This is a genomic window from Streptomyces sp. NPDC059373 (genome assembly GCF_042751495.1).
Classification (GTDB): Bacteria; Actinomycetota; Actinomycetes; order Streptomycetales; family Streptomycetaceae; genus Actinacidiphila.
Window position 1 is genome coordinate 101,714 of the sequence record NZ_JBHYXC010000016.1, and the last position, 20,689, is coordinate 122,402.

Annotated in this window: 29 protein-coding genes; 17 read left to right on the forward strand and 12 right to left on the reverse strand. The window is 71.9% G+C overall.

What is annotated here, in order from left to right:
• Positions 1-106 precede the first annotated feature (106 nt).
• The 3 genes from ACFXJ5_RS22145 to ACFXJ5_RS22155 all read left to right on the forward strand — a co-directional run bounded on the left by ACFXJ5_RS22145 (position 107) and on the right by ACFXJ5_RS22155 (position 1,986).
• Positions 107-610, forward strand: coding sequence for a C40 family peptidase (locus ACFXJ5_RS22145; RefSeq protein WP_384633550.1), 504 nt, complete (start codon positions 107-109; stop codon positions 608-610).
• A gap of 42 nt (positions 611-652) precedes the next feature.
• Positions 653-1,372, forward strand: a complete 720-nt coding sequence (locus ACFXJ5_RS22150; RefSeq protein WP_384633553.1) for an aspartate/glutamate racemase family protein — start codon at positions 653-655, stop codon at positions 1,370-1,372.
• A gap of 299 nt (positions 1,373-1,671) precedes the next feature.
• Entirely contained in the window at positions 1,672-1,986 is a 315-nt protein-coding gene (locus ACFXJ5_RS22155) for a mycoredoxin (protein ID WP_384633556.1), read from the forward strand.
• A 15-nt stretch (positions 1,987-2,001) separates the two neighbouring features.
• Here the strand turns inward: ACFXJ5_RS22155 and ACFXJ5_RS22160 are convergent, their stop codons facing one another.
• Positions 2,002-3,363, reverse strand: coding sequence for a cytochrome P450 (locus tag ACFXJ5_RS22160; RefSeq protein ID WP_384633558.1), 1,362 nt, complete (start codon positions 3,361-3,363; stop codon positions 2,002-2,004).
• Positions 3,364-3,513: 150 nt separating this feature from the next.
• Here ACFXJ5_RS22160 and ACFXJ5_RS22165 point away from each other — a divergent pair, with 150 nt between their 5' ends.
• Positions 3,514-3,777, forward strand: coding sequence for a GlsB/YeaQ/YmgE family stress response membrane protein (locus ACFXJ5_RS22165; protein ID WP_384633561.1), 264 nt, complete (start codon positions 3,514-3,516; stop codon positions 3,775-3,777).
• A 30-nt stretch (positions 3,778-3,807) separates the two neighbouring features.
• Here ACFXJ5_RS22165 and ACFXJ5_RS22170 read toward each other — a convergent pair whose 3' ends face one another.
• On the reverse strand, positions 3,808-4,263 hold the full coding sequence (locus ACFXJ5_RS22170) for a tellurite resistance TerB family protein (protein ID WP_384633564.1): 456 nt from the start codon (positions 4,261-4,263) through the stop codon (positions 3,808-3,810).
• A 160-nt stretch (positions 4,264-4,423) separates the two neighbouring features.
• Between ACFXJ5_RS22170 and ACFXJ5_RS22175 the strand changes: the two genes are divergently transcribed.
• Entirely contained in the window at positions 4,424-5,251 is an 828-nt protein-coding gene (locus ACFXJ5_RS22175) for an LLM class F420-dependent oxidoreductase (protein WP_384633566.1), read from the forward strand.
• Between the two features lie 15 nt (positions 5,252-5,266).
• Positions 5,267-5,683 (forward strand): TIGR03668 family PPOX class F420-dependent oxidoreductase, encoded by a 417-nt coding sequence (locus ACFXJ5_RS22180; protein ID WP_384633569.1) that lies wholly within the window; start codon positions 5,267-5,269, stop codon positions 5,681-5,683.
• 187 nt (positions 5,684-5,870) lie between these two features.
• Here ACFXJ5_RS22180 and ACFXJ5_RS22185 read toward each other — a convergent pair whose 3' ends face one another.
• The gene (locus ACFXJ5_RS22185) at positions 5,871-6,248 is read right to left on the reverse strand and encodes an ArsR/SmtB family transcription factor (protein ID WP_384633571.1); all 378 of its coding nucleotides are present in this window, start codon (positions 6,246-6,248) and stop codon (positions 5,871-5,873) included.
• Positions 6,245-6,700 (reverse strand): SRPBCC family protein, encoded by a 456-nt coding sequence (locus ACFXJ5_RS22190; protein WP_384633573.1) that lies wholly within the window; start codon positions 6,698-6,700, stop codon positions 6,245-6,247. Before ACFXJ5_RS22190 ends, ACFXJ5_RS22185 begins: the two co-directional genes overlap by 4 nt.
• A gap of 153 nt (positions 6,701-6,853) precedes the next feature.
• On the opposite strand from ACFXJ5_RS22190, the gene ACFXJ5_RS22195 reads away from it, so the two are divergent.
• The 4 genes from ACFXJ5_RS22195 (at position 6,854) to ACFXJ5_RS22210 (ending at position 9,555) form a co-directional block, all read left to right on the forward strand.
• Positions 6,854-7,204, forward strand: a complete 351-nt coding sequence (locus tag ACFXJ5_RS22195; RefSeq protein WP_384633576.1) for a VOC family protein — start codon at positions 6,854-6,856, stop codon at positions 7,202-7,204.
• 14 nt (positions 7,205-7,218) lie between these two features.
• Positions 7,219-8,004 (forward strand): maleylpyruvate isomerase family mycothiol-dependent enzyme, encoded by a 786-nt coding sequence (locus ACFXJ5_RS22200; RefSeq protein ID WP_384633579.1) that lies wholly within the window; start codon positions 7,219-7,221, stop codon positions 8,002-8,004.
• Between the two features lie 33 nt (positions 8,005-8,037).
• Positions 8,038-8,838: an alpha/beta fold hydrolase gene (locus ACFXJ5_RS22205; protein ID WP_384633582.1), complete on the forward strand. Its 801-nt coding sequence runs from the start codon at positions 8,038-8,040 to the stop codon at positions 8,836-8,838.
• A 102-nt stretch (positions 8,839-8,940) separates the two neighbouring features.
• Positions 8,941-9,555, forward strand: a complete 615-nt coding sequence (locus ACFXJ5_RS22210) for a hypothetical protein (RefSeq protein ID WP_384633585.1) — start codon at positions 8,941-8,943, stop codon at positions 9,553-9,555.
• A gap of 28 nt (positions 9,556-9,583) precedes the next feature.
• Here ACFXJ5_RS22210 and ACFXJ5_RS22215 read toward each other — a convergent pair whose 3' ends face one another.
• A complete protein-coding gene (locus tag ACFXJ5_RS22215) occupies positions 9,584-9,757 on the reverse strand; it encodes a DUF6126 family protein (protein ID WP_384633588.1) in 174 nt (57 codons plus the stop codon).
• Positions 9,758-9,855: 98 nt separating this feature from the next.
• On the opposite strand from ACFXJ5_RS22215, the gene ACFXJ5_RS22220 reads away from it, so the two are divergent.
• Complete coding sequence (locus tag ACFXJ5_RS22220) at positions 9,856-10,689, forward strand: alpha/beta hydrolase (protein ID WP_384633591.1); 834 nt, start codon at positions 9,856-9,858, stop codon at positions 10,687-10,689.
• A 60-nt stretch (positions 10,690-10,749) separates the two neighbouring features.
• Here the strand turns inward: ACFXJ5_RS22220 and ACFXJ5_RS22225 are convergent, their stop codons facing one another.
• Positions 10,750-11,673: an NAD-dependent epimerase/dehydratase family protein gene (locus tag ACFXJ5_RS22225; protein ID WP_384633594.1), complete on the reverse strand. Its 924-nt coding sequence runs from the start codon at positions 11,671-11,673 to the stop codon at positions 10,750-10,752.
• A 234-nt stretch (positions 11,674-11,907) separates the two neighbouring features.
• Here ACFXJ5_RS22225 and ACFXJ5_RS22230 point away from each other — a divergent pair, with 234 nt between their 5' ends.
• Positions 11,908-12,972 carry a PucR family transcriptional regulator gene (locus tag ACFXJ5_RS22230; RefSeq protein ID WP_384633712.1) on the forward strand — a complete coding sequence of 355 codons (1,065 nt, stop codon included), beginning with the start codon at positions 11,908-11,910 and terminating at the stop codon, positions 12,970-12,972.
• Positions 12,973-13,180: 208 nt separating this feature from the next.
• On the opposite strand, the gene ACFXJ5_RS22235 is transcribed toward ACFXJ5_RS22230, so the two are convergent.
• Genes ACFXJ5_RS22235 through ACFXJ5_RS22245 form a run of 3 tightly spaced genes read right to left on the reverse strand, consistent with a single transcriptional unit; the run spans position 13,181 to position 15,178 of the window.
• Positions 13,181-14,017 carry an SAM-dependent methyltransferase gene (locus ACFXJ5_RS22235; protein WP_384633597.1) on the reverse strand — a complete coding sequence of 279 codons (837 nt, stop codon included), beginning with the start codon at positions 14,015-14,017 and terminating at the stop codon, positions 13,181-13,183.
• A gap of 39 nt (positions 14,018-14,056) precedes the next feature.
• Positions 14,057-14,317 (reverse strand): DUF397 domain-containing protein, encoded by a 261-nt coding sequence (locus tag ACFXJ5_RS22240; RefSeq protein WP_384633599.1) that lies wholly within the window; start codon positions 14,315-14,317, stop codon positions 14,057-14,059.
• Entirely contained in the window at positions 14,318-15,178 is an 861-nt protein-coding gene (locus tag ACFXJ5_RS22245; protein ID WP_384633601.1) for a helix-turn-helix domain-containing protein, read from the reverse strand.
• A 121-nt stretch (positions 15,179-15,299) separates the two neighbouring features.
• Here ACFXJ5_RS22245 and ACFXJ5_RS22250 point away from each other — a divergent pair, with 121 nt between their 5' ends.
• Positions 15,300-15,770, forward strand: coding sequence for an ATP-binding protein (locus tag ACFXJ5_RS22250; RefSeq protein WP_384633604.1), 471 nt, complete (start codon positions 15,300-15,302; stop codon positions 15,768-15,770).
• Here ACFXJ5_RS22250 and ACFXJ5_RS22255 read toward each other — a convergent pair.
• Both ACFXJ5_RS22255 and ACFXJ5_RS22260 read right to left on the reverse strand, forming a co-directional pair.
• Positions 15,743-16,537 (reverse strand): GNAT family N-acetyltransferase, encoded by a 795-nt coding sequence (locus ACFXJ5_RS22255; RefSeq protein WP_384633606.1) that lies wholly within the window; start codon positions 16,535-16,537, stop codon positions 15,743-15,745. The two genes, ACFXJ5_RS22250 and ACFXJ5_RS22255, sit on opposite strands and share 28 nt — an antisense overlap.
• Before the next feature lie 87 nt (positions 16,538-16,624).
• The gene (locus tag ACFXJ5_RS22260) at positions 16,625-17,413 is read right to left on the reverse strand and encodes a helix-turn-helix domain-containing protein (protein WP_384633609.1); all 789 of its coding nucleotides are present in this window, start codon (positions 17,411-17,413) and stop codon (positions 16,625-16,627) included.
• A gap of 66 nt (positions 17,414-17,479) precedes the next feature.
• On the opposite strand from ACFXJ5_RS22260, the gene ACFXJ5_RS22265 reads away from it, so the two are divergent.
• From ACFXJ5_RS22265 to ACFXJ5_RS22280, 4 genes are all read left to right on the forward strand, one after another.
• The gene (locus tag ACFXJ5_RS22265; protein ID WP_384633612.1) at positions 17,480-18,031 is read left to right on the forward strand and encodes a hypothetical protein; all 552 of its coding nucleotides are present in this window, start codon (positions 17,480-17,482) and stop codon (positions 18,029-18,031) included.
• The gene (locus ACFXJ5_RS22270; protein WP_384633615.1) at positions 18,028-18,702 is read left to right on the forward strand and encodes a class I SAM-dependent methyltransferase; all 675 of its coding nucleotides are present in this window, start codon (positions 18,028-18,030) and stop codon (positions 18,700-18,702) included. Before ACFXJ5_RS22265 ends, ACFXJ5_RS22270 begins: the two co-directional genes overlap by 4 nt.
• A 75-nt stretch (positions 18,703-18,777) precedes the next feature.
• A complete protein-coding gene (locus tag ACFXJ5_RS22275; protein ID WP_384633618.1) occupies positions 18,778-19,257 on the forward strand; it encodes a carboxymuconolactone decarboxylase family protein in 480 nt (159 codons plus the stop codon).
• Between the two features lie 33 nt (positions 19,258-19,290).
• The gene (locus ACFXJ5_RS22280) at positions 19,291-20,004 is read left to right on the forward strand and encodes a PIG-L deacetylase family protein (RefSeq protein ID WP_384633715.1); all 714 of its coding nucleotides are present in this window, start codon (positions 19,291-19,293) and stop codon (positions 20,002-20,004) included.
• On the opposite strand, the gene ACFXJ5_RS22285 is transcribed toward ACFXJ5_RS22280, so the two are convergent.
• A complete protein-coding gene (locus ACFXJ5_RS22285) occupies positions 19,992-20,651 on the reverse strand; it encodes a class I SAM-dependent methyltransferase family protein (protein ID WP_384633621.1) in 660 nt (219 codons plus the stop codon). The genes ACFXJ5_RS22280 and ACFXJ5_RS22285 overlap by 13 nt on opposite strands.
• Between the last annotated feature and the right edge of the window lie 38 nt (positions 20,652-20,689).

The following is a 20,689-nucleotide window of genomic DNA, read 5'->3' on the forward strand; positions in this document are numbered from 1 at the left end:
AGAAAACTGATCGGCCATCGACAGCGAACGACACAGATCGCCGAAAGCAGGGATTTCCCCACGACCCGACCCAGCCTTTTCCCCATCCGGATGCGGAGGTCTCACCATGCCCTACTCCCGGACGAACTCCCGCAGGAAACCGCGCATTTCCCGCCCGCTCGATCGCGCCACCCGAACCGGCGCCGCCCTCTTCCTCCTCCTGATCCTCGTGGCGGCCGGCACCGTGACCAGCCCCGCCACCTTTGCCGACGGGCTCGCTCCGTACGGCGTCAAGGCCCTGGTCGTCGCCGCCTCCAAGCAGGGCGCGCCCTACGCCTACGGGGCCGCCGGCCCCAACCGCTTCGACTGCTCAGGCCTGATGCTCTACGCCTTCCGCAAAGCCGGAAAGCGCCTGCCGCGCACCGCCGAGCAGCAGTACGAGCTCACCGAGCACATCCGTCGGCGGCACCGCAGCCCCGGTGATCTCGTCTTCTTCCCCACGGGTGGCGCCATGGGCCACGTCGGCATCTACGCCGGCCACGGCCGCATCTGGCACGCCCCGCGCCCCGGAGCCCGGGTGCGGCTGGAGCGGATCTGGACCAGGAACGTCCGGTACGGTCGCGCGACATAGGGCCCACGGGACAGGGCCGGAGCCTGCGGGGGAGGAGCCCGGATGAAGACCATCGGTTTGCTCGGCGGCATGAGCTGGGAGTCCACGGCGGAGTACTACCGGCTGGTCAACCAGCTGACGCGGGAACGGCTGGGCGGTCTCCATTCGGCGAAGTGCGTGCTGTATTCAGTGGACTTCGCGGACATCGAGCGACTGCAGGCCGAAGGGCGTTGGCAGGAGGCCGGCGAGGTGCTGGCCGACGCGGCCCGGGCGCTGGAGGCAGCGGGCGCGGACCTCCTCCTGCTCTGTACGAACACCATGCACAAGGTCGCCGACCAGGTGGCGGCCGCGGTGAAGCCGCCGCTGCTTCATCTGGCCGACACCACGGCGGAGGCCGTACGGGCCGCCGGCCTGCGCCGCGTCGGGCTCCTGGGCACGGCCTTCACCATGGAGCAGGACTTCTACCGCGGCCGCCTCGAGGCGCGTGGCCTCCAGGTACTCGTCCCCGATGCCGAGGGACGCGCGACGGTGCACCGGGTGATCTACGACGAGCTGTGCGTCGGCGTCGTAAGCGAGGAGTCACGCGAGGCGTACCGGGCCGTCATCGGCGGCCTCGTCGAAGCGGGCGCCGAGGGCATCGTGCTCGGCTGTACCGAGATCGAGCTGCTCGTCGGCCCCGCCGACAGCCCCGTGCCGGTCTTCCCGACGACCCGCCTGCACGCCGAGGCGGCCGTCGCGCTGGCGCTCGCCGACGGCTGGAAGAGCTCGACAGGGCGTGAGTGAACGCCCTCGTCGACACCACCTGGCAGGAGTCGGTCGGCGCCCGCCGCGCCGGTACGACGAGCTGACCCCGGCCGGGGCCCGCGCGCTCGATGGGTTCGCCGCGGAACGGGCCCGGATGCAGGCCGTCCCGCACTGCACCAGCGACGGAGGCGTCAACCCGGTCCCGGGCATCGTGATCATGGTCCTCCTGGTGATCGTGCCCGTCGCCACCGGGATCCACCTCGTCAGGCGGGGCCCGACGCGCCTGGGGCCGTGTGCCACAATCGGCGGCCCGGGGGCCAACCACACGAGGGGGATCGATGACCGCACAGCATGACGGCGTGGTCGTGTACTGGCGGCCCGGCTGCCCGTACTGCATGGTGCTGCGGATGGGGATGCGCCGGACGCGCCTGCCGTACACCGAGGTCAACATCTGGGAGGACCCCGAGGCGGCGGCGTTCGTGCGCTCGGTCGCGGACGGGAACGAGACCGTGCCGACCGTGGTGGTGGCCGGCACGGCGATGGTGAACCCGTCAACGCGTGAAGTGGTGGCGGCAGTTGAGGAGCGTGCCCCCCAACTGCTGGCCGAGGACGAGACGTCGGCGGCCCCGAAGGGCCGGTTCCGGCGGCGCTGAGACGGTGGGGCCCGCTCAGGCCGCCCGCAGGGTCGCCCGCACCGGGCGGCCGGGCTGGAGGGTGAGGCCGGTGCGGGGCGGGATCTCGCCGGGGTCGACGGCGAAGTGGAAGCGCTGGGCCAGGGTGGCCAGGACGAGAACCGCCTCGACCGTGGCGAAGCGGGCGCCGAGGCAGGCCCTGGCCCCGCCGCCGAAGGGGAACCAGGCATGGTCGGGCACCGGGTCCGGGGCGTCGGCGTCCCAGCGCTCGGGCCGGAAGGCGACGGGGTCGGGGAACCAGCGCGGGTCGCGGTGGGCGCTCCACTGGCTGGCCCACACCACCGTGCCCTCGGGGATCGGCCGCCCGCCCATCGTCGAGCCCTCCTTGGCGATGGCGGTCATCAGCCACACCGGAGGGAAGAGCCGAAGGGTCTCCTTCACCACCTGGTCGGTCCAGGTCAGCTCCTTGAGGTCGTCGTACCCCGGGTCGCGCCCGCCGAGCACCCGGGTCAGCTCCTCCGTGAGCCGCGCCCGGGCCTCGGGACTGCGGGAGAGCAGATACCAGGCCCAGGTGAGCGTGGTGCCGGTGGTCTCGTGGCCGCCGATGTAGAGGGTGACCGCCTCGTCGCGTATCTCCTTGTCGGTCAGCGGCAGGTCCTCCTCGTCCCGGGCGGCCAACAGACGGCTGAGCAGGTCGTCGCGCTCCTCGCCGCTGCGCCGCCGCTGCTCGGTCACCCGTCCCACCTCGGCGTCGATGACCTCGACGGCCGCCTTCAGCTTCCGCCGGCCCGGCGTCGGAACCCACGGTGGCAGAAACAGCGTCAGCCCCCGGAACTCGTCACCGATGGCCTGCTGTGCGGTGTCCATCGCGGCCCCGATCACCTCTTCGCGCCCCGCCGTGTCCGCCCCGAACAGGGTGCGTACGGCGATGCGTTGGGTGAGCGCGAGCATCTCCCGCCGTACGTCGACCCGCTGCCCCGCCCGCAGGGACTCCGCCAGCGCGGCGGCCGACTCCGTCATCGTCTCCGCGTACGACCGGACCTGGCGGGGGCGTACGGCCGGCTGCACCAGCGCGCGCTTGCGCCGCCAGGCGGGCCCTTCCGAGGTGACGACCCCTTCGCCCAGCACCAGCTTGAAGGCCCAACCCAGCTCCGGATGCCGGAAGACGGTCTCGACCCCGGTGAGCAACTCCCCGATGTGCTCGGGGCGGGAGACGAACACCGACCGTTGCGGCCCGAGCCGCCATCGCACCAGATCGCCGTGGTCGCGCAGCCGCTCGAAGAAGCCCAGCGGGTCCCGTGCGAAGGCCGGAATGCTGCCGATCAGGGGTAAGCCGCGCGGACCGCGAACAGGAGCCGGGGCGGGGGCGGTCGGGGTCACGGGGGCGTCTGTGGTCATGGGTCATTCCCTCGGGCGGTGGGCGGGCGTCGGAGGCGCGTGACCGCACAAGCAAAGCGCCCCAGCACGTCGCGCGCCAGAGGGTGATTGACCGCCCGGAGTGGGCACACGTCCAGCAGGATTCAGGATCCGTGTCACTGGGAGGCAGTCGTGGAAGTCTCGGGCATCATCAGCGCCATCGTGATCGGCTTGATCATCGGCGTGCTGGCGCGGCTGGTGGTGCCGGGCCGCCAGCACATCGGCGTGATCTGGACCATCCTCATCGGCATTGTGGCGGCACTGATCGGATCGGCCATCGCCAAGGCGGTGGGCGTGGCGGACACCAAAGGCGTGGACTGGATCGAGTGGGTGATCCAGATCGGCCTGGCGGCGGTCGGTATCGCCGCCCTGGACCGTGGCCGGGCGCGCCGCTGAGTCGTACGGCGCACCTGGGCGGTTACTCGTTCAGAGGTCGAATTCGGCGGGCGACAGGTCGAGGGTGTAGCAGGCCTCGCGGACGACGGCCTGCTCGTCCTTGTCGAAGTTGCCGTCGGCGCCGCCGATGACGATGCCGATCTGGATGACGGCGCGGGCCTCGGCGGGCTTCTTCTTGGCCTTGGCGACTTCCTGCAGGACGCTGACCTTGCCGAAGTCGAAGTCGGCGGTCAGCTTGTTGAGGTAGTCGTCGAAGCGCCGCTGGAGGTCGTCGGCGGGGAAGTTCTGCAGCACCTCGTTGGTCGCGATGAGCTGGGCGACGCGCCGCCGCTCGGTCGGGTCGATGGACCCGTCAGCGGCGGCGACGAGGGCGCAGATGGCCATGCTGGCGTCGCGGAAGGCCCCGCTCTTGAGGTCGTTCTTCTTGGCGTTGAGCTGGGTCTGCATCGTCGATGCGGATTCCTTGAGCCGGTCCCACAGGGCCACGGTCTCTCCTCATGTCTTGGTCAAGCGTTGGCAATGGAGCCAACGAAGGGGCGTGCCCCGAAGTGCCTGAACCGATCGGACATGTCCCGGCTCCGTCCGGGGTATCGGAAGGAACAACTGGGACGTATCGCGTCGTATGATGCCATTGAGGTGATCATGGATGAAGTTCGGGATCTCGACCTTTGTGACTGACGAGGGCATCGCGCCCGCCACTCTCGGCCCCGCGCTGGAGGAGCGCGGCTTCGACTCGGTGTTCCTCGCCGAGCACACCCACATCCCGGCCAGCCGGGAGACCCCGTACCCGGGCGGCACCGAGCTGCCCCGGATGTACTACCGCACGCTGGACCCGTTCGTGGCCCTGTCCGCCATGGCGCCGGTCACCAGCGACCTGCTGCTGGGGACCGGTATCGCCCTGGTGGTGCAGCGGGACCCGATCATCACCGCGAAGGAGGTCGCCTCCCTGGACCTGGTCTCCGGCGGCCGGGCGGTGTTCGGGGTGGGCGCCGGCTGGAACCGGGAGGAGATGCGCAGCCACGGTACGGATCCACGCACCCGGGGCCGGCTGATGGACGAGCGGATCCGCGCCATGATCGAGCTGTGGACCAAGGAGAAGGCGGAGTTCCACGGCGAGTTCGTCGACTTCGACGCCGCGTACTGCTGGCCCAAGCCGGTGCAGAAGCCGCACCCGCCGATCTACGTCGGCGGTGCCAGCGAGCGGACCTTCGCCCGTGTGGCCGAGTACGGGTCGGCGTGGCTGGTCTCCGGCATCCACCCGAAGGAACTGGGCCCGCAGATCGACCGCATGCGGCAGAAGGCCGGCGCCGACGCGGCCGTCGTGGTGTACGCGGCCCCGCCCGACCGCGAAGCCGTCGAGGCGTACGTGGAGCTGGGCGTGGAGCGCGTGCTGCTCTACCTGCCGACCGAGCCGGAGAGCGAAACACTGCGCACCCTTGACGAGTTGGCCGAGGTCGCGTCGGCCTACCGGTGAGGCCGGTGCCACGGCATGCCCGACATGGCGCAGGACGAGGCACGGCGGCGGTTCGCCGACGCCCGGGTGGCGCGGCTGGCCACCGTCGACGCCGACGGCCGGCCGCATCTGGTGCCGCTGGTCTTCGCCGTGCGCGACGACCTCGTCGTCTCCGCCGTCGACCACAAGCCGAAGCGGTCGCCCCGGCTGAAGCGGCTCGAGAACATCGCCGCCAACCCGGCGGTCTGCCTGCTGGCGGACGCGTACGACGACGACTGGGACCGCCTGTGGTGGGTCCGCGCCGACGGCCTCGCCCGCCTCGCGACCCCGCAGGAGGCCGCGGACGCGGTGGCGCTGCTGGGTGAGCGCTACGAGCCGTACCGCCGCCGGCCGCCGGACGGGCCGGTGATGATGGTGGCCGTCCGGCGGTGGCGGGGGTGGCGTGCCGTATAGGCCGCAGCAGCGCCCGGCCGGCCGCCGGCGCGAGCAGCCGTCAGCGCAGCCAACGGCGCCGGACGGCTGCGCCGCGTGCTCGTCGGCTGCCTGCTGACGACGCTGGAATTCCCGCTGCTCCACCGCGAGTTGCGGGACGACGCCGATCCGCCGGCCATCGGTGTCCGGTACGCGCGCGATCTGCTGCTCATCGCGGCGGCCGGGCTGTCGGCGACCCGCCTGTGGAGGGCGACGGCTTCGGGTCGGGTGACTCGGCCAGCCGCTTGATGACGTCCAGGCGCGCGTCCCAGGTGGCCGCGACCCGCGCCATCCAGCGGGCCGTGGCGTCGAGGCGCTGCGGCTCGACGCGGTAGCGCCGTTCCCGCCCGCTGCGCCGGCTGCTGACGAGCCCCGCCTTCTCCAGCACCGACAGATGCTGGACCACGGCCTGCCGGCTCACCGGCAGCTCCTCGGCCAGCCCGGTCGCGGTGGCCTCCCCCCGTGCGGCGAGCCCGTCGAGGACGCGCCGCCGCATGGGGTCCGCGAGTGCGGCCAGGACCTCGTCGACCTGGTCGAGACCGGTCATGCGCCCCGCTGTTCGGCGTGCCGGAGCAGCGACTCCAGGGCGCCCGGCCAGCCGCCCGAGTGGCTTTCGTACGAAGCGGTGGCCTGGCGCTCGGCCGGGATCTCCAGCTTGGCGAAGCCGCTCTCGACCAGGCTGAGCCGGGTGCCGTCGCCGTCCTCGGCGAGCGTGAACTCGACCAGCGTCGAGTTGTCGTCCGTGGCCTCCTCGCCCGGGTGGGCGCTGGCCCACCGGTACGCGAAGTAGTGCGGCGGGTCGACCTTCTCGATGCGGGTGAGGAAGACCCCGTACTGGCCGTGGTCGAGCACCATGATCCCGCCCGGCCGGAGATCGACGTCGGTCGGCTTGCCCTGCCCGAACCACGCTCCCACGTGCTCGGATTCGGTGAGCACCGCCCAGACGCGCTCGATGGGGGCGGCGATGGTGATCTCTCGTTCGATACGGTCCGCCGACATGACGGCCTCCAAGGGGGTTGGGTCCGATACGTGCAACTCCAGGCTTGCACGTCTGTCGCGGACGCGCAAGCCTGAACTTGCACATGGCCGAGGTGTGGCGGCTCACCCGGCCGCCGCCTACCGTGGGGGACAACCCCGAGACAAGGCCGGCACATGATCAATGGCGCTCATGTCATCCTCTACAGCCGCGACGCCGAGGCGGACCGGGCGTTCTTCCGGGACGTACTGGGTTATCCGCACGTCGACGGAGGCGGCGGCTGGCTGATCTTCAAGCTGCCACCCGCCGAGGTCGCCGTACACCCCACCGACGGCACCGGGAGCCACGAGCTCTTCCTGATGTGCGACGACGTCCACGCGACCGTGGCCGAACTGACCGCGAAGGGCGTGGAGTTCGTCAAGCCGGTCAGCGACCAACGCTGGGGACTGCTGTGCGTCCTGCGGCTGCCGGGCGGCGGTGAACTCGGGCTCTACGAGCCACGCCACCCGCGCGCCCACGAGCTGTGAACGGGAGGTCGGTCATGGCGATCCTGGGGCACGACCGTTACTGCGACGAGCTGCTCACCCAGACCGGACTGCTCAGAGAACTGCTCGCCGGCGCCGACCCCACCACGGACGTGCCGACCTGCCCCGGCTGGACGCTCACCGATCTCGTACGGCACGTCGGAGGCAACCTGCGTACGGTCGGCACAGCCGTACGCACCGGCGAACCGGTCGACGACCCGGAGCGGCAGGTGCCGGACCTCACCGGACCGCAGGGCGACGCGGCGGACGCGCGGGACGCCTGGCTCGGGGATGCCGCCGAGGAATTCGCGCGCACCCTGCGGGCGGCCGGGCCGGACGGAGAGGCGCAGGTGTGGGGGCTGCCGGCGAGTACCGGATTCTGGGCCCGGCGCGCCGCCCACGACGTGGTCATCCACCGGGCCGACGCGGCCGCCGCCCTGGGCGCCGAATACAGCGTCGCCCCCGAGGTGGCCACCGATGCCGTCGACGAACTGCTGGAGCTGATGAGCGCCCCGGGCGCCACCCCGCGCCTCGCCGAGCCACGCGGGGACGCCGGCGCGAGCATCCACCTGCACGCCACCGACGTCCGCCCCGAGCTGAACGCCGAGTGGCTGATCGAACTCGGCGACGGCGGCTTCACCTGGCGCCGTGGCCACGGCAGGGCGGCCGTCGCGCTGCGAGGTCCGCTCGGCGACGTCCTGCGGGTCTTCTACCGGCGGCTGCCCGCCGGCAGCGCCCGGGTGGAGGTGCTGGGCGAGGGCACGCTGCTGGACTACTGGCTGGAAAGGGTCTCCCTCGGGTGAGGGAGTCATCTCCCGTACGCCGAAGGAGTTGTGATGGCGACCGCAATCTCGGCCGACCGCACCCCCATCGTCTACGACCGTACGGGCAACGGGCCACCGCTCGTCGTCGTGTGCGGCGCCCTTGCAGGCCGAGCGGCCGTCGCGCCGCTCGCCGGCCTGCTGGCCCCCGACTTCACCGTCCTGTCCTACGATCGGCGTGGCCTCGGCGCCAGCGGCGACACCGCGCCCTACGCCGTCGAGCGCGAGATCGAGGACCTGGCCGCCGTGATCGCCGAGGCCGGCGCGCCGGCGTACGTCTTCGGTCACTCCTCCGGCGCGGTCCTGGCCCTGGAGGCGGCCGCCCACGGCCTCGACATCACCGGACTGGCGCTCTACGAGCCGCCGTTCGTCGTCGACGACAGCCGCCCGCACCCGCCGGAGGACTTCACGGAGCAGCTCACCGAGCTCACGAAGTCGGGCCGCCGGGACGAGGCGGTCGAACTCTTCCTGACCAAAGGCGTGGACCTCCCTCCGACGGCGGTCGCGCAGATGCGCGGGATGCCCATGTGGCCGGGGCTCGCCGCCGCCGCACACACCCTCGCGTACAACATCGCGATCATGGGTGACTTCTCCGTTCCGGCCGGCCGGGCGGGTGCCGTCGAGGTTCCGACTCTCGTCCTGGACGGCGGCAACAGCCCGGCCTGGGCCCGTAACGCGGTCCGCGCCGTCGCCGACGCCATCCCGGGCGCCCGGCGGCTGACCCTGGAGGGCCAGGACCACGGCGCCGCCCCCGACGCCCTGGCGCCGGTGCTGCGGGACTTCTTCGGCGAACCCGAACCCCCGGCGAACATCTGACTTGCCTGCATGATTACTGCCCCTCCAGGGATCTCGTCGTCACTTCACTGACGGATCCCGGCGGGCGAATGTGACGGCCGGACGGCGGGCACCCTATGAGTCATGCACCCCCGCAGCGCCATCGCCGCCGCACTGCTCTGCACCGCAGTCCTCGCCGTCGTCGGCTGCGACACCGGCACGGGCGCGGGCCCCGGCGCCGGCGCGCCGGCCGGCTCCACCGGGACGAGCTCCGCGCAGAAGGCGCGGGTGCCCGAGTTCGTCGGCATGGGCCTGCAGTCCGCGCAGGACTCCGCGCAGGCGGCCGGCTTCGCCACCCTCACCTCGCACGACTCCCTGGGCCGGGACCGTATGCAGCTCTTCGACCGCAACTGGAAGGTCTGCTCCCAGAACATCGCGGCGGGCAGGACCGTCCCCGTCGACACCGAGTTGGACTTCGGTTCCGTCAAGCTCGGCGAGAAGTGCCCGGCGAAGGACCAGGCCACACCGAGCGCGGCCGGCGACACGATGCCGGACTTCGTCGGCACGTCGGTCAAGGCCGCGCGCCGAGCGCTCGACTCGTCGACCTCGATCAGGGTCAAGGACGCGACCGGCGACGACCGGACCGTCCTCCTTGAGAGCGACTGGCAGGTGTGCGCCCAGGATCCCAAGGCCGGAGCAGCCCTGAAGGGGCAGCCGGTGACCTTCTCCGCGGTGAAATTCGGCGAGAGCTGCCCGTAGGCATGTCCTAGGCATGTCCCCCGGGAGGTCACTTCTGGGCGTGGCCGCCCAGATAGAACAGCAGGATGACGAATCCCGCGAACAGATGCGTCGCGAAGACATAGATCAGAACGCGAAGCAGCACAGCCCGCTGCTTGTACTTCTCGGTACCCGCCCCGGTACTCGCCGGGGCCTCCGTAGGGGCGGCCCCGTCGTCACTCATTCCTCGATCCTATGGGAGCGCCCCACACGCACCGGAGCAGACGCAGGTGCGTCATTTGACTGATTGCGGGCGGCGCCGGCCGCTTCTAGCGTCGAGTCATGACAGCCAATGACGTGCAGCAGATCGAGCAGGCCAATGCCTCCGGCCGTATCCCGGTCGTTTTCGTTCACGGTCTGTGGCTGCTCCCCAGCAGCTGGGACCGCTGGGCGACCCACTTCGAGCAGGCCGGATACGCGCCGGTCCTCCTGTCCTGGCCCGACGACCCCGAGACCGTCACGGATGCGAACGCCCACCCGGAGGTCTTCGCGGGCAAGACGGTCGGGGAGGTCGCCGACCACACCGCGAAGCTGATCGGGACGCTGGAGAAGAAGCCCGCCGTGGTCGGGCACTCCTTCGGCGGCCTGATCACTCAGATCATCGCCGGCCGCGGCCTGTCCGCCGCGTCGGTCGCCATCGACCCCGCCCCCTTCCGCGGCGTGCTGCCGCTGCCGGTGTCGGCGCTGCGCTCGTCCGCGCCGGTGCTGGGCAATCCGGCCAACCGGCACCGGGCGGTGCCACTGACGTACGACCAGTTCCGCTATGCCTTCGCCAACGCGGTCAGCGAGGAGGAGGCCAAGGAGCTGTACGACACCTTCGCGGTGCCGGCCGCGGGTGCGCCGCTCTTCCAGGCGGCGACGGCCAACTTCAACCCGTGGACCGAGGCCAAGGTCGACACCGAGAACCCGGACCGGGGGCCGCTGCTGCTCATCTCCGGAGAGAAGGACCACACCGTGCCCTGGGCGATCACCAACGCCTCGTACAAGAAGCAGCAGCGCAACGCGAGCGTCACCGAGATCACCGAGGTCGAGGGGCGCGGCCACGCGCTGACCATCGACAGCGGCTGGAAGGAAGTCGCCGACACCGCGCTGGCCTTCGTGCGCCGCTTCGTCTGACCGAGCGCCGAGCACCGTCGATCAGCTGCGCGGCGCATCGGCTGAGGCAGTGCCCGCACCTCAGGAGACGGTGCGGCTCAACAGACGGGCCGTCTCGCGCAGGGCGTCGTCTATCGGCTCGGGCCGGAGGCCGAAGGTCCGGGTCGCCGCGGTGGAGTCGAGGACGAAGGGGCGGTCGAACTGGTATCGGGTGGTGCGCAGTTCACGCACCATCGTCGAGAACAGTCCGGTGGCCCAGAGCGCCGGGTACGGGATCGTCGTCAGCTTCGGCGCGGGGAGGCCGGATGCCTCGGTGAACCGGGTGGCGAGTTCGCTGACGGTCAGCGGGGCGGTGGTCGGTACATGCCATGCCTTGCCCCAGGCCCGCTCGTCACCGGCCACGGTCACCAAGATCGACGCGACGTCGTTGGTCGAGGTCCAGCTGTGCGGCTGGTCGAGTGGTGTGGGGGAGTAGGCCCGCCGGCCGGCGAGCAGGGGCTCGCCCAGCGCGAAGGTGAGGATCGAGTTCGCCTGGACGTAGTCGCTCGCCCGGACCTCGGTGGCCCGGATCCGGCCGGACCGGTGGGCGGCGAGCGCGTCGCGCCACATGTCGGCTCGCATGCGCAGCTTGGGATGGGTGGCGGCGAGCGGGGTCTCCTCGGTCATCGGGCCGTCCACCGCCCCGTATCCGTACAGGCAGCTCAGGGTGACGAGGGTCGCGCCGCTGCGCTCGGCGGCGGTCAGCAGTGAGGAGGCCAGCGGCGGCCAGTCCGTGAGCCAGCGGTGGTACTGCGGGTTGGCGCAGTTGTACAGGGCCGTGGCGCCCTCGGCGAGCGCGCCGAGCCGGTCGGGGTCGGTGGCGTCCGCGGCGATCCGCTCGATCGCCGGGTGCTCGGGACCGCTGCCCCGGCGCGTCACGATCCTGACCTGTTCGCCGCGTCGGGCCAGGAGCTGTGCCGTGGCGACACCGGTGGCACCGCTACCGACGATCACGTGCAGGGACATGGGGGTCTCCTCTCGAACGAGAGCGATGCTCTCTCTTGCGAACAATGGTCACACCCGCTCCAGCTCCTCGTCAAGAGCACCGCTCTCGAATATGTGCATCGCTTACGGCGGCTGCCAGGACCCGGCAGAATTGATACCGTCCTCCTCGCCGGGGTCCGGCAATATGCGGGGTAGGGGAGAGCGATCGTGGCCGTGGGTGGCGTACCGCCGGGGTTTCTCGGCGGGTATCCGCGCATGCTGTCCGAGGTGTCGACCACCGGCCGCCGGCTGCGCCGCCCGGAACTGGACGCGCTGCGGGAGTTGGGCGAGCGTGCGGCGGAGTCCGGACAGGGCCTGCGCGAGCTGGTCGGGCACTACCTCGGCGCCACCCATCAGGCCTGGAGCACACTGCCCGGCGTCGTCACCGCGGGCGGCGCCGCGGAGATCCGGAGGGTCGGCGACGCCGTGCTGGCCGCGGCGGAAGCAGCGGTGGCGGCACTCGGCGAAGGGCACGAGCGGGCGCAGCGGTTGCTGGCCAGGCGGGAGGAGGCGGCCCGCCGGGAGTTCGTCGACGACCTGCTGTACGGCCGCAGCGACCCGGGGCTGCTGGCCGAGCGCGCCGAGCGGTTCGGGTTGCGGCTCGGGCGTGCGAGCGCGGTCGCGGTGGCGGTCGCACGCGACAAGGAGACGTACGAGGACGTGCAGCCGGTCGTCCGCCGGATCGAGCGGGAGCTGACCGGCCGGTTCGGCGAACGGGATGTGCTTCTGTCCACCAAGGACGGGCGGCTGGTGTGCATCGCCCCGGGCGGCGAGGGCGGGGTCTTCGACACCTTCGCGGACCTCGCCCAGCGGCCGGGGCCCGGGTACGCTCCGGCGCGCCGGGTCGCGGTGGGACGCGCCCACTCCGGTCCCGGCGGCATCGTGCGGTCGTACGAGGAGGCGCTCGGCGCGCTGGACCTCGCCGACCGGCTGCGGCTGCGCCCGCCCGTGCTGCACGCCGCCCAACTGCTGGTCTTCCCCGTGCTCATGCGCGACCGGGAAGCCATGGCCGACCTGGTCCGCACCGTGCTGGGACCGCTGGCCCAGGCGCGCGGCGGGGCCGGGCCGCTGGTGGAGACCATCGCCGTCCACGCGCAGGCCGGATACGTCAACGCCGAGGCCGCCCGCCGGCTCGGCCTGGGGGTGCGCACCCTCACGTACCGGCTGGAGCGGATCAGGGCGCTGACCGGCTACGACCCCGGCGACGCCCTGCACCGCTACACGCTGGAGACCGCGGCCTTGGGCGCCCGGCTGCTCGGCTGGCCGGAACAGCCGCTTTAGGGCACGAACGGTTGCACCCCGAGCAGGCCGTCAGATACCCGTCAAGATTGCCGGGAACTGGCAATGTGCGCCGGGCTCCTGTGCTGCCACCATCTTCCTGGCACCGAGAAACGTACCGGCGGGGGTCGGTACAACTCGGTGGAACGGACGTCGACGCCCTCGACGGGGGAAGTACGGGGGCACGGGGGAGAGGGCGTCGACGCCGCCATCACCGCTTGCGGGCGACCCCGACGTACATGGGGACGGGGAGCTCGCTGCCCGCCGACCGATCGGGCTCGGGGTCGGGCTCGGGCCGCCAGTGCGGGGCCGAGACCACGCCGGGGTCGAGGAGGTCGAGGCCGTCGAAGAACCGGACGACCTCGGCATGGGTACGGGGGTAGAGGCCGGTGCCACCCTTGCGGTACGAGGCGGCGACCTTGGCGATGGCCTCGGGGTCCACGTCCGGTGTGAGCTGGGTCAGGACGAGATAGCTGCCCGGCGCGAGCGCGTCCAGGTAACGGCGGACCAGGCCGTACGCGTCGTCCTCGTCCTCCGACACGAAGTGCATGAGGGCGACCATGGACAGCGCCACGGGCTCCGCGAAGTCCAGCATCTCCTGCGCCGGTTTGAGTATCCGCTCCGGCTCCCGGACGTCCGCCTGAAGGTAGTTGGTCGAGCCCTCGGGCGCGCTGCGCAGCAGGGCCTCGGCATGGCGCAGGACGATGGGGTCGTTGTCCGCGTAGACGATCCGCGACTGCGGCGCGACCTCCTGGGCGATCTGGTGGAGGTTGGGCTCGGTGGGGATGCCGGTGCCGATGTCGAGGAACTGCCGGATGCCCTGCTGGGCGAGCAGGCGCGTCGCGCGGTGCATGAAGCGGCGGTTGGCCCTGGCGCCCACCTTGACGACCGGGTCGAGGCTGAGGATGCGCTTGCCCAGCTCCTCGTCGACCGGGTAGTTGTCCTTGCCGCCCAGGAACCAGTCGTACACGCGCGCCGGGTGCGGCTTGCTGGTATCGATACGGTCGGTGTGGTCGGTACGAGCTGTCGCGGGCTCATGTCCGGTCATACAGCGCTCCGTTGCGGTGTCGGTCGATCCATCAGTCGGTCAGGAGAGCAGAAAGTCGGCCTCGCCGTCCTTCGCCCCCTGGATGAACGCGGTGAACTCGCTGTCCGTGCAGATCAGGGCGGGCCCGTCCGGATCGGTGGACTGCCGCAGGGCGATCCGGCCGTCGCCCAGCCTCATCGCCTCGATGCAGTTGCCGCCGTTGCCACCGCTCCAGGGCTTGTGCCAGCCCTCGGTGCCGAGGTCGGCGGCGCGCATCCCGTTGCGTATGCCGCCGTTCCTGACGATGTGTCCGCGATCCATTCACAGCTCCTTGCGGAAATCCCGGAGGATCTCCTTCGTACGTTGCGCGGTGGCCGCCTGCGCCACCATGTGGTCCATGACCTCCAGGTGGGAGGCGACCTCGGCCCGCTCGTCGAGGTAGACGGCGCCGGTCAGATACTCGACATAGACCATGTCCGGCAGCTCCGGAACGGCGAAGCGGAAGAGGACGAACGGCCCGTACGTGCCGGGGTGGTGCCCGGAGGCGAACTCGGCTATCTGCACCGTGACGTTGGGCATCGTGGCGGCCTTGAGCAGCCGGTCGGCCTGGGCGCGCATGACGGCCGGGGTGCCGACGGGCCGGCGCAGCACGGTCTCGTCCAGCACCACCCACAGGCGCGGGGCGTCGGGGCGGGTCAGCAGGGTCTGGCGTTCCATGCGCAGCGCCACGTGGCGTTCGATCTCGTCGGGGCTGATCTGCCCGACGGAGCCGGTGCGCAGGATGGCTCTTGCGTAGTCCTCGGTCTGCAACAGGCCCGGGATGAAGTGGGGTTCGTACGAGCGGATCAGACTCGCCGCACCCTCCAGGCTGACGTGCACGCTGAACCAGTCCGGCAGTATGTCGTGGAACCGCTGCCACCAGCCGGGCTTGTTGGCCTCCTCGGCGAGCGTGATGAAGGCGTCGGCCTCGTCTGCGGCGATCCCGTAGGCCCTCAGCAGCAGTTGGACGTACGGGATCTTCAGCGCGACCTCGGCGGTCTCCATCCGGCGGATGGTGGTGGGCGCCACCCGGAGCACCGTGGCGGCATCCTCGCGGCGCAACCCCGCCTTCTCCCGCAGGGTTTGAAGGCGTTTGCCGAGGACGACCTGACCCACCGTCGGGGCCGGCCGCGGTTCACTCACGTCTGCCTCCCCCGAACGCTCGTGTGAGCAGTGTGGCATGTTCGGGGCGTGCGGCATGGGCACTCTGGAAATTTCAGAGTGACCCTTGCCAAGTGCTCGCGGCGGAGCGCATAGTAGCGCCGTGACCGCACCCGGTAACGCGATGACACAGTGGCCGTCAGGCCCGGATACCGGCACCGAAGGCGGCCGCCGGTACGCCTTCGCACTGCCGGCGCAAGCGGAGTCCGTCGCATACGCCCGTGGTCGGACGCGGGCGCGACTGGCTCGCTGGAATCTCGACGCGGGCGCCCGCGAAACCGCTGCCCTGGTGGTCTCCGAACTCGCCACCAACGCCGTCGTCCACGCCGGCGGTGAAACGATCCTGTGCGAGCTGGCGGATCACGGACTGCGGCTGTACGTCGCGGTGCACGACCATGGGGTTGGCCCGAACAGCCCTCGGGCCAACCCCCTCCCCGGCGAGGCCGACAGCGGCCGCGGACTGCTGGTTGTCCAGTGCCTCAGCGAAGCATGGGGCGTCCATGACACCGAGCCCGGCCCGGGCCGTGTGGTCTGGGCCGAACTGCCCTACGGCGCGGGACTCCTGCCCGGCTGAAACACGTACGGCGTCGTGGTGCTCAGCGCCGCGAAGCCGAGCCGCTCCAGGATCGGCCGGCTCTGCGAGGAGGCGTCGACCTGCAGAAAGCGGTAACCAAGCTCGGCCGCGATACCGGCCCGGTGGCCGACCAGCGCCCGGTAGATCCCCCGGCCCCGCCACGCGGGTACGGTGCCGCCGCCCCACAGGCTCGCGAAGCCGGTTCCGGGGTGCAGCTCCATCCGCGCCGAGCACACCGGCACGTCGCCGGCCATCGCGAGGACCACGCTCACCGTGTCCGGGCTCTTGGTGAGTTGGCCGAGCACCTGCTGCCGCAGGCGGGAGCTGCTCGTGCCGAAGGCCTGGTCGTGGACGTCCATTGCCAGATCCACGCCGGCCGGGTCGGTCACCGCCTCCAGGCGGACGCCCGCCGGCAGGGCGACGCCCGTGGGCAGCTCGGCGACTTCGGCGATCATCAGCGTCTCCGCGGGCTCGGGCGTGAACCCGGCCGCCGCCAGCCTCGCGCCGAGGTCGGCGGGGCGGTCATGGTCGTACAGCTTCCACTCGAACTCCCGCCCGAGGGAGGCGAAGTACCCCACCTGCTCCTCGATCGCCGCGTCGGCCGTGGTCTGGTCAAGACCGGACCAGACCACGCCGTTCCAGTCGTTCTCGGCACCGACCTGCCGCACCACCCCACCGGTCCGCTCGACCCGTACCCCCGGGCCGTCGGGCGGCGGGTCCTGGCGCATCTGCTGATCGAACAGGGCGCGTACCGCATCATGATCCATCCGCACATTGCAACACCGGACGGGGGAGCGCGCCAACGGGATTTTCACGGAGCGGCCCTGCGCACGCCGTCGGTCACGACAGATCGGTCACGTCAGGGACTGAAGGGCCTTGGCCGTCGCCGGGTCGGCGGGCAGGAAGGTCTCGACGGCGAGCTCGGAGACGGTCACGTCCATGGGCGTGTTGAAGGTCGTGGCCGTGGAGATGAAGGACAGCACCTGTCCGCCGTGCGCGATGCGCATCGGCAGCGCGAAGGGCAGAGCGGCCTCGGGATCGGCGCCGGCCGCCTCGTCGGGCTCCGGTACGGGAACGGGATACCCGGCGACCTCTTCGTACAGCGACCGCAGCGGCCCGGATCCGCGCAGGGCTGACTGACGCTCCATGCGCTCCAGCAGATGCGCCCGCCACTCGCCGAGGTTGAGGATGCGCGGGGCGAGTCCCTCGGGGTGGAGGGTGAGCCGCATGGCGTTCATCGGCGGCCGCAGCAGGTGGTCCGCGGCGCCGGCGACCAGAGCCGCGATGCCGCGGTTGGCCGCCATGACGTCGTACGTCCCGTTCATCACCAGCGCCGGATACGGCTCGTACGCGGTCAGCAGCCGCTCCAGGCCGGTGCGCAGCGGGTCCATCGCGGGGTCGTGCAGGGGGGTCTCGGGGTAGGCGGGGGCATAGCCGGCGGCGACGAGCAGGGCGTTCCGGTCGCGTACGGGGACCTCCAGCTGCTCGGCGAGCCGCAGCACCATCGGCTGGCTGGGGCGGGAGCGGCCGGTCTCGATGAAGCTGATGTGCCGGGCGGAGCTGTCGGCGCGCAGGGCGAGTTCGAGCTGGCTGATGCGGCGCTGCTCCCGCCAGCCGCGCAGCAGCGTTCCCACGGTCGTCATGGGTCAGACCGTAACTCACGCCGGAAGACACCCCTCAGCCCCCGACGGCAGGCTAACGTCCTGCTCATGCCGACCTCGCCGAAGGGCAAACCGCTGCTCCTGCTGGACGTGGACGGGCCGCTGAACCCGTTCGCGGCACGGCGCTTCCGCCGCCCACGGCTGCGCGGATACGCCACCCACCGGGTCCTGCCGGACGGCTGGGTGGCGTCCCGCGCCGCACGCGGTATCCGGGCCACGCCGCTGCGCGTACGGCTCAACCCGCAGCACGGCGCGGCGCTGCTGGGACTGCCGTTCGAGCTGGTGTGGGCCACCGCCTGGACACATGACGCCAACGCGATGATCTCGCCGCGGGTCGGCCTGCCCGAACTGCCGGTCATCGAATGGCCGGCGACGATGGAGGCGGCCCAGGACGGCATCCACTGGAAGACCCGCCACCTCGTCGCGTGGGCCGCCGGACGGCCGTTCGCCTGGGTCGACGACGGGATCCAGGACTCCGACCGGGCATGGGTCGGCGAGAACCACACCGGGGCCGCCCTCCTGCACCACGTGGACCCGCGGATCGGCCTGACCGACCGGGACTTCACGATCCTCCGGGACTGGGCGGCGGCGGCCCGGTGAGTGCGAGGGACCCGGACGAGGAGGCCCGCCGCCTGGCGGCCGAGTCCCTCGACGCCGACGACCCCACCGGCTGGTTCGAGCGCCTGTACACGGCCGCCGCGCACGGTGAGGCGGACGTGCCCTGGGACCGGGGCGCGCCGCACCGCCTGCTGGTGGAGTGGGCCCGGGCGCGCGGCCTGGACGGCAGCGGACGGCGCGCGCTCGTCGTCGGCTGCGGCCTCGGGGAGGACGCGGAGTACGTCGCCGGCCTCGGCTTCGACACCCTGGCCTTCGACATCGCCCCCACCGCCGTCCGTGCCGCCCGCGACCGCTTCCCGGGCTCGCCGGTGCGCTACCTGACGGCGGATCTGCTCGACCCGCCCGCCGAGTGGCGCCAGGCCTTCGATTTGGTCGTCGAGAGCCTTACGGTCCAGGCCCTGCCACGGACCCTGCGGCCGGCCGCCACCGCGCGCGTGGCCGGCATGGTCGCCCCCGGAGGCACGCTCCTCGTCATCGCGGCGGCCCGGGAGGAGCAGGACGGGCGCGCGGACGGGCCGCCGTGGCCGCTCACCCGGGCCGAAGTCGAGGCGTTCGCCGCGAGCGGCCTGCGAACGGTACGCATCGAGGACATCCGCGACGCGGCCGCCCCGGGAGTGCGCCGGTGGAGGGCCGAGTTCACGCTGCTGCCGTAGTGAAGACATTGGCCCAAGATCCCGGCGCACGATTGGCCCGGCCGACCGGGCCTATGGGCTCGTAGGGTCGTACGCATGACGACGAACGACCCCTCCGCGCCGGCGGCGCACGGCAGGCGCATGCCCTTCATCTCCCTCGTGCCGCACGTCTACCAGGCCATGATCGACCTGGGGGCGGCCGCCGGGAAGGGCCTCGACCCGGTCCTGGTCGAGCTGGTGAAGATCCGCGCCTCGCAGGTCAACCACTGCGCCTTCTGCATCGACATGCACGTCCGGGCGGCGCGCCGGGCGGGCGAAACCGAGGAGCGGATCTATCTGCTCAACGCCTGGGAGGAGGCCGCCGGTTACTACACGCCCAAGGAGCAGGCGGCGCTCGCGCTCACCGAAGCGGTAACCGTCCTGACCGACGGCTTCGTACCGGACGCGGTGTACGAGCGCGCGGCCGCCCACTTCGAGGACACCGAGCTGGCCCAGCTCATCGGCGTCATCGTCACCATCAACGCGTGGAACCGGATCAATGTCGCGCTCCGCACGCCCCCGGGCGGGCTCTCGTAGAGTGACGGCGTGACCGATGAGCAACTCGCCCCCATGCCGGGGGACTGGCAGCGTGCGTTGGCGATCGTCGCTCACCCCGACGACCTGGAGTACGGGGGAGCCGCCGCCATCGCCGAATGGACCGACGCGGGCCGCGAGGTCGGCTACCTGCTGGTGACGCGCGGCGAGGCCGGAATCGACGGCATGGAGCCCGAGCGGGCCGCACGGATCCGCGAGGACGAGCAGCGGGCGAGCGCGGCGGTCGTCGGCGTCGGCACCGTGGAATTCCTCGACCACCCCGACGGGGTCATCGAGCCCGGGCTACGCCTGCGCCGCGACCTGGCCGCCGCCGTCCGCCGCCACCGGCCCGAGCTGCTCGTCACCCTCAACCATCACGACACCTGGGGCGGCACGGCCTGGAACACCCCGGACCACCGCATCGTCGGCCGAGCCGTCCTCGACGCGGCGGGCGACGCGGGCAACCGCTGGATCTTCCCCGAGCTGGCCGAGCAGGGCCTCCAGCCCTGGAACGGGGTCCGCTGGACGGCGGTGGCGGGATCACCGCACCCGACCCACGCCGAGCCGGTCGGTGAGCGGGCCGTCGAACGGGCCGTCGCCTCGCTGGCCGAGCACAAGGCGTACATCGCCGCGCTGAGCGACCAGAAGCCCGCCGACTACGCCCGCGCCTTCCTCGGGCGGATGACGGAGGTGTCCGCGCAGCGCTTCGGCGGCCGCCCGGCCGTCGCCTTCCAGCTCTATCCGCGCTGAGCCCGTTGCCGGGCCAGGGTGTCGTACCCGACGAAGCCGAACATCCGCGTCCCGGGCGACAGCGGCTGGGCCGCACCCGTGAAGCGGTGCACGCCGACGCCGAATCCCGCGTCGGGCTCGGACAACCACTGCCGCTCGAAGCCGCGTTCCTCGAGCCACTCGCAGATCCGGGGCACCAGGTCCGGCGCCTTGCGATGCCGGGTCCACACCAGCGTGGCCCCGGTCGCGCACAGCTGCGTGCAGTGGGCGACGGTGCGCTCGACGTCCTCGTCGCTGATGTTGCCGAACACCCCGCACAGCAGCACCAGATCCGCGGGGACCACCCCCTCGTAGTGCCCGGTCCACGCGGCGTCGCCCACGACGACCTCGACCTGCCGCAGGTCCGCCGCCTCGGCGGCCCGCCGCGCCACCGCCGCGTTACGCGCGTCCAGTTCGACCAGCCGCGCGCTCACCTCCGCCCCCCGTGGGTGCCGCGCCAGCACCTCCAGCAGGTCGCGCCCCTGCCCCGCGCAGACGCTGACCGCCCGCAGCGGCCCCGGCGCGGCCGCGTCCAGCGCCAGACGGATCCGCTCCTGTACGACCCCGAGCCGGCGCCCGAGCGCGGAGTCCGGCCGGTCGTAGTCGTCGTGCCACTGGTGCCAGTCCATGGAGTCGACCCTACGAAAATCCCGTCGCTTCAGGGGCC